Source organism: Curtobacterium sp. VKM Ac-2861 (assembly GCF_013204965.1).
Taxonomy (GTDB): domain Bacteria; phylum Actinomycetota; class Actinomycetes; order Actinomycetales; family Microbacteriaceae; genus Curtobacterium.
Window position 1 is genome coordinate 441319 of sequence record NZ_JABMLA010000002.1, and the last position, 15028, is coordinate 456346.

Consider the following 15028-nt stretch of genomic DNA (forward strand, 5'->3'; position numbering starts at 1 on the left):
CCGGATCGAAACCGGACCGAAAAGGGGGAACGGACAGTACCTGTCAGTCGCCCAGCCGCCCTGGTTACCGTGAGGCATGCGCGTGCTGATGGTGGAGGACGAAGCCGGTCTGGTGACCGCGTTGCGCGTCGCCCTGCAGCGTGAGGGGTACGCGGTCGACGCCGCCGGCACGCTCGGGGACGCCCGCGGGAAGCTCGCCGTCACGGACTACGACATCGTCCTGCTCGACGTGAACCTGCCGGACGGGGACGGCTTCGAGCTCGCCGGCGAACTCCGGTCGACCGGCGAACCCGGTGGGTCCGGTGGCCCCGGCCCACGGATCCTCATGCTCACCGCCCGCGGCCAGCTGCGCGATCGGGTCCGCGGGCTCGACCTCGGTGCCGACGACTACCTGGTGAAACCGTTCGCGCTCGTCGAGCTCACCGCCCGGATGCGCGCACTCACCCGGCGCTCGGGCGAGGCCGCGTCCTCCGTGCTCGTCGACGGCCCGATCGTCGTCGACACCGCGCGGCAGCTCGCGCGCCGTGGCGACCGCGAACTCGCGCTGACCCTGAAGGAGTTCGGGGTGCTCCGGTACCTGCTCGGCCGTGTCGGCTACGTGGTGTCGGCAGAGGAACTGCTCGAGCACGTGTGGGACGAGAACGCCGACCCGTTCACGCAGACCGTCCGGGTCACGGTGGGCACGCTCCGCCGGAAGCTCAGCGTCGCGGACGAAGAGCCGGCGATCGAGACCGTCGTCGGCCGCGGGTACCGGCTCCGGGAACTCACCGAGGACGGCACCGGGGACTCGTCGACGCTCGGAGCGCCAGCCGCGCCGGTACGGGCGGTCGGCGCGGCCGGCGCTGCCGGCGCTGCGTCGTGAGCGCGCTCGACCGCGCCAGGCGCGAGGTCGGCCACCGCCGGTTCCTCCGCCTGCCGGCCTGGGCACGCACGATCCGGATGCGCCTGACCCTGACGTACAGCGCCGTCCTGTTCGGGATCACCGCACTCGCCCTCGCCGCCGTCTACGTCGCCCTGTCGAGCACGGTCAGCGCCGAGCCCCTCAACCCCGTCACGGTGAAGAAGTTCTACAAGGCCGCCGACGGCACGATCGTCTACAAGCCCGGCGAGCAGTTCCAGGTCGCCGACCTCGAGACGGTGCAGCGCGCCGTCAACTACACGTCCCTGCAGTCGCTGCAGCAGTACTCGATCATCGCCCTCGTCGTGATGTTCGTCCTGAGCCTGGCGATCGGCTGGTGGGTCGCCGGCCGCGCGCTCCGCCCCGTCGGTGCGATCACCCGGGCGACGCAGGAGATCACCGCGACCGACCTGTCACGCCGCATCGACGCGTCAGGACCTCCCGACGAGCTGCACACCCTCGCCGACACCATCGACGGGATGCTCGACCGGCTTGACCGCGCGTTCCGGGCCGAACGGATGCTCGTCGAGGACGTCTCCCACGAACTGCGGAACCCCGTCGCCGTCGTGCAGTCGAACGTCGAGGCCGTCCTCGCGGACGACGCCGCCACCCCGGCCGAACGGCAGGCGTCAGCCGACGTCGTGCTGCAGTCCACCCGGCGGATGAGCCGCCTGCTCGAGGACCTGCTCGCGACCGCCCGCACCCGGTCCGAGGCCTTCACCGACCGCGACGTCGACGTCGCGCGGCTGGCCGCGTCCGCTGCTGCGGAGTACGGGATCCTGGCGAGCCGCCGCGACCTCACGATCCGCGAGCGGATCCACGGCGGCCCGGTGGTGTTCGCCGATCCCGACGCCCTGTCGCGCGCACTCGGCAACCTGCTCTCGAACGCCGTCCGGCTCGCACCCGTCGGCTCCACCGTGACGATCGGCGTCGGGAGCGTCCGCGGGTGGGCGTGGCTCGCGGTGCGTGACGAGGGCCCCGGCATCGGCGACGATGCCCGGCCACGGGTGTTCGACCGCTTCTACCGGGAGTCCTCGGACGCCTCCACCGGCAGCGGCCTCGGGCTGTCGATCGCGCGCCAGATCGTGGAGAGCCACGAGGGCCGCCTCCGCCTCGAGAGTCGCGGCTCCGACGGGTCGACCTTCGTCATCTGGTTGCCGGAGCGCGCCGTGCCGGGCGCGCCGACGAGGACGGACGAGCCGCCGGACGGCGACCCGCTCGCCTGAGTGCCGACCCCGTGACGGCCAGGAGGCCCGTGGCGGCGCCGCCACGGGCCTCCTGGCCGTCTCCTGGTCGCGTCAGGCCTCCGGGATCACCCGCTCGAAGCGGCTCGTGTCCGCACCGTCGGGGTCCGGGCCGTTCCGGCGGCCCGTGTCGAGCTCGTCCAGGGCCCTGAGGTCGTCGTCGGACAGTACGAAGTCGAAGACGTCGAAGTTCTCCGCGATCCGTCCGGGGTTCGTCGACTTCGGGATCGCGTTCCGCCCCTGCTGCACGTGCCAGCGGAGCATCACCTGCGCCGGCGTCTTGCCGTGCGTCTGGGCGATGGTCCGGATCGTCGGGTCGTCCATCACGCTGACCCGCTCGTCACCCCAGCCCGGGTAGAAGGTGATCCCGCCGATGGGGGACCACGCCTGGTCGAGGACCCCGTGCTCCGCGTCGGCGCGCTGCACGTCCGGCTGCGTGAAGTACGGGTGCAGCTCGACCTGGTTGAGCGCCGGGATGACGTCGGTCGCGTCGAGCAGCGACTGCAGGTGGTGCGGCATGAAGTTGCTCACGCCGATCGCTCCGACCCGACCGTCGGCGTACAGCGTCTCGAGCGCCTTGTACGCCTGCACCGTCCGTTCGAAGCGGTCCGGCGCGGGCTGGTGCAGGATCAGCACGTCGACGCGGTCGAACCCGAGCTTGCCGGTGGCCTTCTCGAACGCGTGCAGGGTCTCGTCGTAGCCGTAGTCGGAGACCCAGATCTTCGTCTCGACCACGATCTCGTCGCGGTCGACGCCGGAGGCGCGGATGCCCTCGCCGACCTCGCGTTCGTTGCCGTACGCGGCGGCGGTGTCGATGTGGCGGTACCCCGTCTCCAGTGCCGTGCGGACCGCGTCCACGGTCTCGTCGGGTGCGCTCTGGAACACGCCGAAGCCGATCGCGGGGATCTCGAGTCCGTTGTTGAGGGTGAGTGTGTCCATGCCCACGACGCTAGGCCGGTGCCCCTGACCCTGACGGGTACCAGCAGCCCCTTCTTCCCCGCCCGGCACCGTCCTACCGTGGACGCATGGACACCAAGAGCGAAGTGCGCGACTTCCTCCGCACCCGCCGCGAGCGCGTCACGCCGCAGCAGGTCGGGCTGCCCGACTTCGGTGGCGCCCGACGGGTCAAGGGTCTCCGCCGCGAGGAGCTCGCGCTCGTCGCCGGCATGAGCGTCGACTACTACATCCGCCTCGAGCGCGGGAACCTCACCGGCGTCTCGGAGAGCGTGCTCGAGTCGCTGTCGCGCGCGTTGCGCCTCGACGACGCCGAGCACGCGCACCTGTTCGACCTGGCCCGCGTGCAGAACGCCTCGGCGACCACGCGGCGGAAGACCCCGACGTCGAAGGTCCGACCGAACGTGCAGCGCATGCTGGACGGCATGACGATGCCCGCGTGGGTGCGCAACGGCCGCTCGGACTTCCTGGCCGGCAACGCCCTGGCACGTGCGCTCTACTCGCCGCTCTTCCTCGACCCCGCCGGCACCCCGAACACCGCCCGCTTCGCGTTCCTCGACCCACGCGGTCAGGAGTTCTGGCGCGACTGGGACGTCGTCGCGAGCGACATGGTGGCCGTGCTCCGTGCCGAGGCTGCCCGGTCGCCGTACGACAAGGGACTGACCGACCTGATCGGCGAGCTCTCGACCCGCAGTGAGGAGTTCCGGCAGCGCTGGGCCGCGCACGGCGTCATGCGGCACCTGAACGGCTCGAAGCGGGTGCACCACCCCGAGGTCGGCGACCTCGACCTGACGTACGAGACGATGGAGCTCGCGACCGACACCGGTCTGACGCTCATCGCGTACGGCACCGAGCCGGGCTCACCGTCCGAGGAACGCCTGCAGCTGCTCGCGAACCTCGTCGCCACGACGGCCGCAGCCGTCCCGGAACCGGAGGACGCATGAGCGAGACCGAGTCCGTCCCGACGACCGCAGCCGCCGCGCCGCTCGGGCTCCTGGGCCGGTTGCGGTTCCGCTGGCGCGCGGAGCAGGAGATCCACGACCTGACCCGCGACCGTGCGCTCGAGGAGCGCGTGCGTGCCGAGGCCGCCGTGCGGCTCGCGCCCGGCCCGTGGCACCTCGGCGAGCTGTTCCGACGCCGTTGACGCATCGACAAGGCGGACGGGAGGTGGGCCCCACCCGCCGGTTCCGGCGTGACGCGCCAGCGGCGCGCCGGCCGTGACGGGAGGGACGTGGCGATGCCGCCACGGGCCTCCCGTCCGTCACTCGGTCGCGTCTCGGTCAGCCGCGTGCGTCCGCAAGGTCCTGACGGACCACCGCGGGTTCCGCGTCGAGCGGCTGGTTCTCCTGGTCGCGGATGCCGTCGACACCCGTGTCCGGGTCGAGCGCCGCGAACACCGGCCCGAGGTCGGCCTGCTCCCGACCGCGCTCGGCGACGAGTTCGAGCGTCCGGCCGACAGTGGTCTCCGTGGTCAGGGCGTCGACCAGGACCCGCGCGATCTGCCGCCGGGCGGTCACCCCGTCCGCAGGGCTGCCCGCGTGACGGGTGTCGCCCTGCAGGAACGTGACCTCGAGCTGGTCGGGGCCGTTCATGTCGAACCACGACGGCCGGACGATCGTGTACGCGTTGCCGGAGGCGCGCACGAGTCGTTCGCCGCGGCGCTTCCAGTCGTGCGTCGTACCGCGTCGCGTGACGCCGATGCTCGTCATCAGCGCGATGCGCACCGGGCGACCGTCGAGCGCGGTCAGGACGTTCCGGACCGCGCCGTAGTCGACCGCCTCGGCGTCGTCGCTGCCGTAGGCCGCACCGTGGGTGAACACCACGGCGTCGATGCCGGCCACCGCGTCGCGGAGCGAGTCCGCGCGGGTGAGGTCGCCGACGACGACCTCGGCGGCCGGGTCGAGCCGATCGGCCCGCGACCCATCACGCACGAGGGCACGGGTGGTGTGCCCCTGGCGCACCGATTCCGCGACGACGAGGCGACCGACGCTGCCGGTCGCCCCGACGACGAGGACCGTCAGGCCGCTCACCGGCGACGTGCGGCGGGCACCAGGGTGTGCTGCCCGTAGCTGTTGTCGTCGGGGTTGATCGTGACGCCCGGTGCGACGAGCTGGTCGATGCGGTCCAGGACCTCGTCGCTGAGCACGCGGTCGGCGGCGGGGAGCTGCGACTCGAGCTGCTCCATGGTGCGCGGGCCGATGATCGCGCTCGTGACGCCGGGGTGCCGGATCACCCACGCCAGCGACATCTCGATGAGGGACATGTCCTGCGACTCGGCCAGGAGTGCGAGTTCCTCGACGACGTCGAGCTTCCGCTGGTTCGCGGGCGTCGACATGTCGAACCGGGCCGCGGGACGGTGCTTCGCCGTCGGGGTCCCGGGAGCGTCCTTGCGCCAGCGACCGCTGAGCCAGCCGCCGGCGAGCGGGCTGTAGACGAGGGTGCCCATGCCGTAGCGCTGCGTGGTCGGCAGGACGTCCTCCTCGATGCCGCGCACCAGGATCGAGTACGGCGGCTGCTCGGTGCGGAAGCGCTCCAGGCCACGGCGCTCCGAGGTCCACTGGGCCTCGACGATCTCGGCGCCCGAGTACGACGACGATCCGATGTTCCGGACCTTGCCCTGGCGGACCAGGTCGGTCAGGGCGCCCAGGGTCTCCTCGACGTCCGTCGTCGGGGACGGACGGTGCACCTGGTACAGGTCGATGTGGTCCGTGCCGAGGCGGCGCAGGGAGTTCTCGACCTCCTGCATGATCCAGCGGCGCGAGCCCCCGGAGCGGTTCGGGCCCTCACCCATCGGCATGAAGAACTTGGTGGCGAGCACGACGTCGTCACGGCGGTCCTTGATGGCCTTGCCGACGATCTCCTCGGAGACGCCGTCCGAGTAAGCGTCGGCGGTGTCGACGAAGTTGATGCCCGCGTCGAGGGCGCGGTGGATGATCCGGATCGAGTCGTCGACGTCGGCGTTCGCCCACGGGCCGAACATCATGGTGCCCAGAGCGAGCGGGCTCACCTCGACGCCGGTGCGTCCGAGCTGGCGGTACTCCATGGTTTCCTCTCCGTGCCCGCGGGTCTCGCCGGGCACGGCTGCCACGCTAGGCCGGTCACCCACGGTGAAAGGGGGGAGGCCCTTACCTCCCTCGGTCGGCGGGGCGGTCGTAGCGTCGGGGGCATGACGTTCGTCGAGACCGACCCCGAGTTCGCCCAGTACCACGCCGACTTCGTGGACGAGACGCTGCAGTACGCGTCGCTCAGCAGCCACGACCGCGCGGTCGTGCAGCTCGGTGCGATGATCGCCGCCGGCGCGCAGACCGCCTTCCGACAGCTGCTCGACACCGCGCTCGACGAGTCACTGACCCCGGTCGAGGCGAAGGAGATCGGCTACCAGGCCGTCGCCTACGTCGGGTCCGCGCGCGCCTCGGACTTCCTCACGATCACCAACGACCTGCTGATCGCGCGCGGTGTCGAGCTGCCGCTCCCGGGCCAGTCGACGACCACCCCCGACGACCGACTCGAACGGGGCCGTGCGGTCCAGAGCGCCGTCGTCGGCGCCGGACGTGTCGACGCGATGTACGAGAACGCGGCCGACGACACCGTGCACTTCCAGCGGTTCCTGTCCGGCAACTGCTTCGGCGACACCGTCGGACGGGACGGGCTCGACCTGCCGACGCGTGAGCTGCTGACGTTCGCGGTCCTCGTCGCGCTCGGCGGTGCGGACGCGCAGGTCACGGGACACGTCGCGGGCAACCTGCACGTCGGGAACACCCGGCAGCAGCTGCTCGACGTGCTCACCGTCCTGGTGCCCGTGATCGGCTACCCGCGGACGCTCAACGGGCTCGCCGCCGTGAACGAGGGTGCGCCCGCCGCTTGAGGTCGCGGCCGGTCACTCAGACGACGAGGGGACCGGCGACCTCGAGCTGGTCGTGGTCGACCTGCCAGCGGATGGCGTCGAGCACCGTCTGTTCGGCGGTGAACCCGGGCGCGTAACCGAGCAGGCGGCGGGCCTTCTCGACGCTGAACACCTGACTGCGTGACAGGTGCTCCCAGCTGGCGCCAGCGTGCTCTGGAGTCGTGGTCTCGCGGAACCGGTCCCAGCTGACGGGCTCGAGCCGGGCCTCCTGGCCGAACCACGACGCTGCCAGGTGGGCGTACCCACGCGCGGTGAGCGCCGTCGGGGCCGTGATGAAGAAGTCCTCGCCGACCGCCGCCTCGCGGCGTTCGACGGCGAGCTGGAAGGCTTGCGCGACGTCGTCCGCGTGCACGTGGGCCATGGTCTCGGCGCCGAGACCGGGGACCTCGATCGCCTCGCCGGCGGACAGCCTCGTCAGCACCGACGGGTCGAGGTTGCCGAGCGGACCGATCGGCATCCAGCCCGGACCGCTGATGTGACCCGGGTGCAGCGTCGTCGTCGCCAAACCCCCTGACACGGTTTCTTCCTTGAGCATCCGAGCAATCGCGTCCTTCTGCACGCCGTAGTCGCCGAAGGGCGGCGTGAAGTCGTCCTCGGTGATCGGCACCACACGGGACGCACCCGCGCGCCAGATCGAGCCGCAGTGCACGAGGTGCGTCCCCGTGCCGCGGAGCGCTTCGACGAGGGCGGCGGCGGACGACTCGGTGAAGCAGACCAGGTCGACGACGGCATCGGCGCCGAGCGCAGCGATCCGCGCTCCGAACGTGCCGTCGCGGTCCTCCTGCTCACGGTCCGCGGTAACGCGTTCGACCCGCTGCCACTCGGGGGAGTCGGCGTAGGGGGTGCTGGTGCCGCGACTGATGGCGACGACCTCGTGACCGGCGCGGACGAGGCGGGGGACGAGGAACGTGCCGATGTGGCCGGTGGCTCCGATGACGACGATGCGCATCAGTCGGCGGTGATGACCTTCACGGAGCCGGCGATGGTCGCGGCGTCCTCGGCGAGCGCCACGACCGGGTCGGGCAGGCGGGTGGTGGCACCGACGAGCTTGCGGGCACCCCACCCGACGAACGACCCGACGATCGCACCGACGCCGCCGAGGATCGCGCCCTCGATGCGCAGGTCGCGCTTGCCGGTCGTGCCGAGTGCCGCGCCGACGAGCGCACCGGACCCGATGCGGCCGATCAGGCCGGCGGGGGAGATGCGGTTCGGGGTCATCGGCAGCTTGTCGCCGATGAGTTCACCGACGGCCGAGGCGACGAGCAGCCCGCGGCCGAGCGGGGTGCTGAAGACCTTCCAGTCCTGCCACGACCCCTTCAGCGAGGACCGGTCGTGGTTCAGCGCCAGCACCGCGAGCGGGGTGGCGCTGCGGCCACCGCTCAGGATGCCGAGCACCAGGGTGCGGACCAGGGTGTGCTGCTCGTGCTGCGTGCTCATCGTGTCTCCAGTCGTGATCAGGTCCGACCGTACGCACGCGGGCCGCGAGCGCTCCGAGGGTCCTCACGGACTGCGGGTACTGAGCCGGCCCGAGTAGCGTCCGCCGCATGAGCAACGTCATCGTCTTCGGCGGCCACGGCAAGGTCGCACTCCTCACCACCCGCATCCTCAGCGACCGCGGCCACTCGGTCACCTCGGTCATCCGCGACGCGGACCAGTCCGACGAGATCCGTGCCCACGGCGGCGAACCCCGTGTCGCGGACATCCAGCAGCAGTCCCTGACCGACTTCGCGGAGCTCGTCCACGGGCACGACGCCGTCGTGTGGTCGGCCGGTGCCGGCGGCGGGTCCGTCGACCGCACCTGGGCGATCGACCGCGACGCCGCGATCCTGTCGGTGCAGGGCGCGAAGCAGGCCGGCGTCGACCGCTACGTCATGGTGTCGTGGTCCGGGTCGCAGCTCGACCACGGGGTACCGCAGGACAACGACTTCTTCGCCTACGCGCAGTCGAAGGCGATCGCCGACGCCGTGGTGCGCGACTCCGGTCTGCAGTGGACCATCGTGGCGCCGAGCACCCTGACGGACGACGACGCCACCGGTTCGGTCGACTGGGCGGGCTCGTCGAGCGACGTGCCGCGCGGCGACGTCGCACACGTGATCGCCGATGTGCTCGAGACCCCCGGCACGGCGGGCAACACCATCCGGTTCAACTCGGGATCGACCCCGATCGCGGACTTCCTCCGCGCCGACGCTGTCTGAGGACCCCGACGGGGTCTGACGACGGCCCGCGGCCCGCAGCCGCGCTTCAGTAGATCGCTGCGATGCCGGTCATGTCGCCGAGCCCGAGCGTGCGTGAGCCGGTGTCGCAGTACCCGCCGGACGGCTCCATGACCTGACCGGTTCCGGTCTTGACGTGGCCGAGTCCGTACAGGTGTCCCCACTCGTGGGTGGCGACGGCCTGGGTGTCGAACCGTGCGCCCGAGCAGGCGGTCGTCGAGCTCCACTTGTAGCTGGTGGCGTACCGCTGATCGGACTCCTTCGCGATGCCGTTGCCGTCGTACCAGACGCACGTCACGCCGAGGGTGCCGGAAGGGAGCTTGCCCCATCCGACGACGCTGTAGCCGTTGCTCTTCGAGCAGCCGCCCTTGTCGGTGAGGCCGGGCACCTGGGTCGCCAGGCGCACGTAGGAGTTCCGGGCCGACGAGGTCACGGTTCGGTCGCACGACGCGATCGTGCCGGTCCACGCGTTCGCCGCCTTGCGCAGGGCGTCCTTGGCGTACGACGACTTCTGGCCGGACTCGTTGTAGTACCACTGCACCGTGCTCGACCAGCGGTACGGGTTCCGTTCGTTGGCCGTGCTGGTGCACTTGGTGGTGGCCGCGGTCGTGGCGGCCGGCGCTGCGGGTGCGCTGGCGGCGGCGCTGGCGGCGGCGCTGGCTGCCGCGCTCCTCGCCTGTTCGCGGCGCACGGCGGGCGCCGAACCGCTCCAGGTCTCGTCGATGCGGACCGCGACACCGCCGGTGCCGGTGTTCGCGATGACGACCTCCGCCAGTTCTGGAGCACCCGGCGCCGCCGAGCTGCTCGCCATCACGCTCTCACCGGGCGCCGGCACGGCGAACGTGCGGCCGTCCGGCAGCGCGATCGTGCCGGACGAGACCGTGCACCCCGACCGGAGCGTCTGCACCGAGAGCGTCCCCGTGGCGCAGCGGGTACCGGCGGCCGGCGTCGATGCCCCCGGCGTCGCCGCCTGCGCGGGTGCCGCCGTCGCGGTGAGGCCGACGACGAGTGCGATGACCGCCCCGGTGGTGAGCGTGTTCCTGACAGGACGCATGGTTGCCCTTCCCGCGGTGGGCCCCTGTGCCCGCCGTCCCTGATCGGGTCCATGCTCGCCGATGAGCCCCGTCAGGTCCAGGGCTGCGCCGACAGGACAGGAAGCGCCCAGCCGTCGCGGTCGGTCAGCGCAGCCGCTCGACCATCGGACACGCGAACGGGTCGCGAGCCGCCAGACCGACCTCGTTGAGGTAGCGGACCACGATGACGTAGGAGTGCACCAGCGTCGTCTCGGTGTACGGCACGTCCTGGTCCGCGCAGTACTTCCGGACCATGTCCCGGGCGGCCCGCAGGTTCGGCCGGGCCATGCTCGGGAACAGGTGGTGCTCGACCTGGTGGTTCAGGCCGCCCATGAAGTACTCGACCCAGGCGCCACCACCGATGTCGCGCGAGGTCAGGACCTGGCGCGAGAAGAAGTCCACGCGGCGGCCGGGTTCGATGACGGGCATGCCCTTGTGGTTCGGCGCGAACGCGATCCCCATGAGGAACCCGAACACGGCGAGCTGCACACCGAGGAACGCGAAGGCCAGGCCGACCGGCAGGAACCAGAACACGACTCCCAGGTAGAGCACGAACCGGCCGACGAAGACCGATCCCTCGGCCCACCGTCGCTTCACCGGCCCACGGCTCGTGTACGTGCGGATCGACTGCCAGTGCAGGTTCACACCCTCGACCAGGAGCATCGGGAAGAACGCGTACCCCTGCACGCGGACGAGCACACGCAGGAACCCGGTCCGGCTGGCAGCGTCCTCGGGTCGGAACGAGATCGCGTCGAACGAGATGTCGGGGTCCTTGCCGACGGTGTTCGGGTTGGCGTGGTGCCGGGTGTGCTTGTTCATCCACCACGCGTAGCTGATGCCGGTCAGGAACGTGCCGGCGTACCGGGCCGCCCGGTCGTTCCAGTGGTGCGACGCGAACACCTGTCGGTGGGCAGCCTCGTGCGACAGGAACGCGAACTGCGTGAACAGTGCGCCCAGCACCCCGGCGACGATCAACTGGTACCAGGAGCCGCCGAGCACGGCGAACGCCCCGCCGGTGATGCCGAGCAGCGCGGCGAGCACTGCGATGAGGCCCCAGTACCAGCCCGTGCGGCGACCGAGGAGCCCAGCGGTGCGGACCTGCGCGAGCAGCGCGGTGTACGTGGAGGTGGTGTCGGTCCGAGGCGACCGTCGTTCGGTCTTCCGGTAGCCCGTCGGTACGACCAGTTCGTCGCCCATGGTTTCCTCCTGGATCCAGTGCTGCGCCTGCAACCGGGGTCCGGGGCTACGACTTGCTCGTGATCGTACGCCGGCCCGGACCGGGGACACACGGGATCAGGCGGGGAGGACCAGGCGGCGTTCGACGATGGCCCGAGCGACGTCGGCGAGGCGCTCCTGGTTCGACCGCGCGTACTGCCGCAGCAGTTCGAACGCCGCCTCGGTGTCGACCGAGTGCGTGTACGCGACGAACCCCTTGGCCTGTTCGATCACGACCCGGCTGTCGAGGGCTCGCTGCAACTGCGCCTGCGTCAGCGCCGCGTGTTGCAGGGTCCGCTGCTGCAGGATGCTGATGGTCGCGACGTCGGTCAGGGCCTGAGCAGCCAAGGCGTCGTCGCGGTTCAGCGCACCCTCGGTCTCGCGGAAGAGGTTCAGCGACCCGAGCGTGGTGTCCCGCAACCGCATCGGGATCGCGTGCACCGACGCGTACCCCGACTCGGCGGACGCGGCGGCGAACGTCGGCCACCGGCGTTGCATCTCCGCCTGGTCACTGACGGACACCGGACGCCCGGTCGCGAAGCACTCCACGCACGGCCCCTCGCCGGCGTCGAGCTGCAGGAGTCCGACGAAGCTGGAACGCTCACTGGTCGACGCCACGACCTCGAGTTCCTGGTGCTGGTTGGCCAGCAGGATGCCGGCCGCCGAGGCGTCGAAGATGTCGACGACGCTGTCGACCAGGTTCTGCAGCAGGTCGACGACGTCGTACTCGTCGACGAGGGTGTCGGTCAGCGTAACGAAGGTGTCGATGAGCCGGCGCTCGCGGGTCGGTGCCATGGTGCGTGCTCCTCAGTTCTCGGAACCGTACGGCCGGGCGAGGTCGATGCGGCGAGCGATGACGTCGGTGGCGACGTCGCGGACGGTGCGTTCGGTGGCGAAGGCGTGCGCCTGCAGCACGAGGAGGGCGTCGGTGACGTCCACCCCGAGCTGTGCTGCGACCATGCCGGTCGCCTGGTGCACCTCTCGTCGGGAGTAGCGGCTGGTGCCCATGTCGGCACGGCCGTCGGCGGCCGCGGCGAGCAGGGCACCACGGAGCACCCGACGGGCTGCGACCTCGGTGAGCTCCACGGCGCCGCGGATCTGCCCCACGGTCAGGGTGCGCTCGCTGTCCACGGACAGGTCGACGGCGCCGACGGGGATCGTCCCGATGCGCATCGGGAACGAGAACACCGCCCCGACCCAGGCGCGCAGGAGTTCCTCGAGCGCGAGGGGCCAGTCGGTGTTCGTCGTGCCGGACAGGTCGGACTCCAGGACCGGGCGGCGGGTCGTCAACGCCTGCCAGCACGGGCCCTCGCCGAGGTCGAACTGGATCTCGTCGATCCGCGCGGCGCGCGCGTCGCTCGCGCACACCGTCGCCGACCCGAGTGGGTTGCCGAGGGTGGAGATGCCGACCCCGGTCACGGGCAGCGTCGTCAGGAACGGCGGGCACATGTCGGTGCCGTCGGGTGCGGCCTGCAGTGCGGAGACTGCCGTCGTGAAGTCGTTCATCGCGAGGAAACCATCCGGGTCCGTGAACACGGGGCTGATCCGGTCCCCGCGTGCTGCAACGCTAGCGCAGTGCCCCGCTGGCGTCGCCCGCCGGGCACGTCGACCCGCGCGGACACGGTCAGCCCGCGCTGACGCGCGACGGCTCCGGCACGAAGTGGATCCGCTCCGCCGCTCGCGTGACCTCGCGGGCCCGGGCCGTGCGGTCGTCGAACTCGATGCGCGCTGCGTCACGGACCTGCTCCTTGTCGAACAACGACGCCCGGCTCACGACGTCGACGATCGTCGCCACCACCGTGGCGAGACCGCGTTCGAGCTGTCCGAGGTTCGTGTTGCCGATGACGAGACGACGGTCCTGCACGTCGAGCGTGACGTCGGGGTAGCCGGCCGTCACGAGCTGCGCGTGTCCGTCGGCACCGCGGAGGCCGGCCATCTCGGCTGCGTCGGGTCGGCGGTTGAACACCGCCGGGACGTCGTAGTACTTCGCCGCCGTGGGCTTGCCGAGCTCGGTGGGCAGGCCGGAGGCCACCACACTCGTGAGCGCGAGCGGCGTCGAGGCCGCCTCGGACTGGTCCGTCATGATGACTCCCTTGGCGGATCCCCGCGGGAGCTCGAGAGGATCTCGGACTCGGTACGGCGACACCGTGGCGTCAGTGTGGGACCCGCGGATGTGAGCACTCCCAGCCGCGGCCCGACGCCGGGGCTCCACCACGCCCCGGCGTCACCCTGCTCAGGCGAACTGCGCGTAGAACGCCGACGGGTCCTGCGACAGCGACGCCTTCACCGCGCTGCTCCACTCGTCGACGACGACCTCGGCCGCACCCCGCTCGACACCGTCCAGCGCGGCCCGCGCCACGTCGGCCGGGTCGACCTTCGGCCCCTCGTAGCCGTCCATCATGTCCGTGTCCGCCGCCCCGAGGTGCAGCCCCTGCACGCTGATCCCCTTGCCGGCGAGCTCCAACCGGACGGCGTTCGTCAGGTTCCACTCGGCGGCCTTCGCCGCCGCGTACGCGCCGGATCCCGGGTAGACGAACCAGGACAGTGCGGACAGGACGTTCACGATGCCGCCGCCGCCGTTCCGCTCGATCACCGGTGCGAACGCCCGGATCATCGCGAGGTTCCCCCAGTAGTGCGTGTCCATCTCGCGGCGCGCATCGGTCAGGTCGTCAGTGAGCAGCGAGCCCGTCGTCGAGATGCCCGCGTTGTTCACGAGCAGGGTGACGTCGCCGGCGGCTGCGGCCGCCGCCTCGACCGACGCCGGGTCGGTGATGTCGAGCGGCAGCGCCACGACGCCCTCGATGTCCACGAGCTCGGGTCGGCGTGCGGTCGCGTAGACCTTGGTGGCGCCGCGCTCCAGCAGCTGCAGGGCGAAGCGGCGTCCGATGCCCCGGTTCGAGCCGGTGACGAGTGCGACCGATCCAGCGATGTCCATGGTGTCTCCTCCTGCCGCGCGGGTCTCTCCCGCAGCGGCTCGGTTACGCTAAGACCTCACATCGATGTCAGGGGCAAGCCCCGGATCGGAGTCCGCATGCGGATCGGCGACCTCGCCGCAGAGACGGGTGCCAGCGTGCGCTCGCTGCGGTACTACGAGGAGCAGGGACTGCTCGCCGCGTCGCGGACCACCAGCGGGCAGCGCGTCTACGACACCCCCGCGGTCGAGCGCGTCCAGCTCGTGCAGCAGCTGTTCGCCGCCGGCCTGCCGAGCCGCACCATCGTGCAGCTGTTGCCGTGCGTGGACAGCGGCCACGCGACACCGGAGTCGTTCGCGCTGCTCGTCGCCGAGCGCGACCGGATCACGGCGCAGATGGCGGAGCTCGAGGCCGCGCGTGGCCGGCTCGACGAGGTCATCGCCATCAGCGAGCACCCGACTGCCGAGCACTGCCCGGCCCTGCGTGAGCCGGCAGACGGAGCGGTCGCGGCCTGAGACGTGGTGCGGGACGGACGGGAGGCCCGTGGCGAGTCCGCCACATCCTCCCTCGCAGGCTCGGTCGGCGCACCCGCGCGACGCTTCGCGTCGCCGCCGA

At 71.4% G+C, this 15028-nt stretch carries 17 protein-coding genes and 1 pseudogene; 7 read left to right on the forward strand and 11 right to left on the reverse strand.

Annotated elements, in window-relative coordinates:
* Positions 1-76: 76 nt before the first annotated feature.
* Positions 77-757 (forward strand): annotated as a pseudogene (locus HQQ88_RS06970) (response regulator transcription factor); the annotation flags it as partial.
* A gap of 101 nt (positions 758-858) precedes the next feature.
* On the forward strand, positions 859-2124 hold the full coding sequence (locus HQQ88_RS06975; RefSeq protein WP_208320978.1) for a cell wall metabolism sensor histidine kinase WalK: 1266 nt from the start codon (positions 859-861) through the stop codon (positions 2122-2124).
* Positions 2125-2196: 72 nt separating this feature from the next.
* Here the strand turns inward: HQQ88_RS06975 and HQQ88_RS06980 are convergent, their stop codons facing one another.
* On the reverse strand, positions 2197-3081 hold the full coding sequence (locus tag HQQ88_RS06980; RefSeq protein WP_133938147.1) for an aldo/keto reductase: 885 nt from the start codon (positions 3079-3081) through the stop codon (positions 2197-2199).
* 86 nt (positions 3082-3167) lie between these two features.
* Here HQQ88_RS06980 and HQQ88_RS06985 point away from each other — a divergent pair, with 86 nt between their 5' ends.
* Together HQQ88_RS06985 and HQQ88_RS06990 are read left to right on the forward strand one after the other, a co-directional pair.
* Entirely contained in the window at positions 3168-4040 is an 873-nt protein-coding gene (locus HQQ88_RS06985) for a helix-turn-helix transcriptional regulator (RefSeq protein WP_173169016.1), read from the forward strand.
* On the forward strand, positions 4037-4240 hold the full coding sequence (locus HQQ88_RS06990) for a hypothetical protein (RefSeq protein ID WP_123292982.1): 204 nt from the start codon (positions 4037-4039) through the stop codon (positions 4238-4240). Before HQQ88_RS06985 ends, HQQ88_RS06990 begins: the two co-directional genes overlap by 4 nt.
* A 136-nt stretch (positions 4241-4376) precedes the next feature.
* On the opposite strand, the gene HQQ88_RS06995 is transcribed toward HQQ88_RS06990, so the two are convergent.
* Together HQQ88_RS06995 and HQQ88_RS07000 are read right to left on the reverse strand one after the other, a co-directional pair.
* A complete protein-coding gene (locus HQQ88_RS06995) occupies positions 4377-5126 on the reverse strand; it encodes an SDR family oxidoreductase (RefSeq protein ID WP_216834256.1) in 750 nt (249 codons plus the stop codon).
* Positions 5123-6139 carry an aldo/keto reductase gene (locus tag HQQ88_RS07000; RefSeq protein WP_173169130.1) on the reverse strand — a complete coding sequence of 339 codons (1017 nt, stop codon included), beginning with the start codon at positions 6137-6139 and terminating at the stop codon, positions 5123-5125. Before HQQ88_RS07000 ends, HQQ88_RS06995 begins: the two co-directional genes overlap by 4 nt.
* A gap of 123 nt (positions 6140-6262) precedes the next feature.
* Here HQQ88_RS07000 and HQQ88_RS07005 point away from each other — a divergent pair, with 123 nt between their 5' ends.
* Positions 6263-6961, forward strand: a complete 699-nt coding sequence (locus tag HQQ88_RS07005) for a carboxymuconolactone decarboxylase family protein (protein WP_173169017.1) — start codon at positions 6263-6265, stop codon at positions 6959-6961.
* Between the two features lie 16 nt (positions 6962-6977).
* Here the strand turns inward: HQQ88_RS07005 and HQQ88_RS07010 are convergent, their stop codons facing one another.
* Both HQQ88_RS07010 and HQQ88_RS07015 read right to left on the reverse strand, forming a co-directional pair.
* Entirely contained in the window at positions 6978-7949 is a 972-nt protein-coding gene (locus tag HQQ88_RS07010) for an NAD(P)-dependent oxidoreductase (protein WP_173169018.1), read from the reverse strand.
* Positions 7949-8437 (reverse strand): DUF4126 family protein, encoded by a 489-nt coding sequence (locus HQQ88_RS07015; protein WP_123671330.1) that lies wholly within the window; start codon positions 8435-8437, stop codon positions 7949-7951. Before HQQ88_RS07015 ends, HQQ88_RS07010 begins: the two co-directional genes overlap by 1 nt.
* Positions 8438-8544: 107 nt before the next feature.
* On the opposite strand from HQQ88_RS07015, the gene HQQ88_RS07020 reads away from it, so the two are divergent.
* A complete protein-coding gene (locus tag HQQ88_RS07020) occupies positions 8545-9195 on the forward strand; it encodes an SDR family oxidoreductase (RefSeq protein WP_123292977.1) in 651 nt (216 codons plus the stop codon).
* Between the two features lie 46 nt (positions 9196-9241).
* Here the strand turns inward: HQQ88_RS07020 and HQQ88_RS07025 are convergent, their stop codons facing one another.
* From HQQ88_RS07025 to HQQ88_RS07050, 6 genes are all read right to left on the reverse strand, one after another.
* A complete protein-coding gene (locus HQQ88_RS07025; RefSeq protein ID WP_173169019.1) occupies positions 9242-10267 on the reverse strand; it encodes a matrixin family metalloprotease in 1026 nt (341 codons plus the stop codon).
* 124 nt (positions 10268-10391) lie between these two features.
* The gene (locus HQQ88_RS07030; RefSeq protein ID WP_123937079.1) at positions 10392-11483 is read right to left on the reverse strand and encodes an acyl-CoA desaturase; all 1092 of its coding nucleotides are present in this window, start codon (positions 11481-11483) and stop codon (positions 10392-10394) included.
* Between the two features lie 96 nt (positions 11484-11579).
* Positions 11580-12296 (reverse strand): GAF and ANTAR domain-containing protein, encoded by a 717-nt coding sequence (locus HQQ88_RS07035; protein WP_123339354.1) that lies wholly within the window; start codon positions 12294-12296, stop codon positions 11580-11582.
* Positions 12297-12308: 12 nt separating this feature from the next.
* A complete protein-coding gene (locus tag HQQ88_RS07040; RefSeq protein ID WP_173169020.1) occupies positions 12309-13007 on the reverse strand; it encodes a GAF and ANTAR domain-containing protein in 699 nt (232 codons plus the stop codon).
* Positions 13008-13125: 118 nt separating this feature from the next.
* Positions 13126-13584, reverse strand: a complete 459-nt coding sequence (locus tag HQQ88_RS07045) for a hypothetical protein (RefSeq protein ID WP_123339352.1) — start codon at positions 13582-13584, stop codon at positions 13126-13128.
* A 150-nt stretch (positions 13585-13734) separates the two neighbouring features.
* Positions 13735-14436, reverse strand: coding sequence for an SDR family oxidoreductase (locus HQQ88_RS07050; RefSeq protein ID WP_123292971.1), 702 nt, complete (start codon positions 14434-14436; stop codon positions 13735-13737).
* Positions 14437-14532: 96 nt separating this feature from the next.
* Here HQQ88_RS07050 and HQQ88_RS07055 point away from each other — a divergent pair, with 96 nt between their 5' ends.
* A complete protein-coding gene (locus HQQ88_RS07055) occupies positions 14533-14928 on the forward strand; it encodes a MerR family transcriptional regulator (RefSeq protein WP_173169021.1) in 396 nt (131 codons plus the stop codon).
* Positions 14929-15028 lie beyond the last annotated feature (100 nt).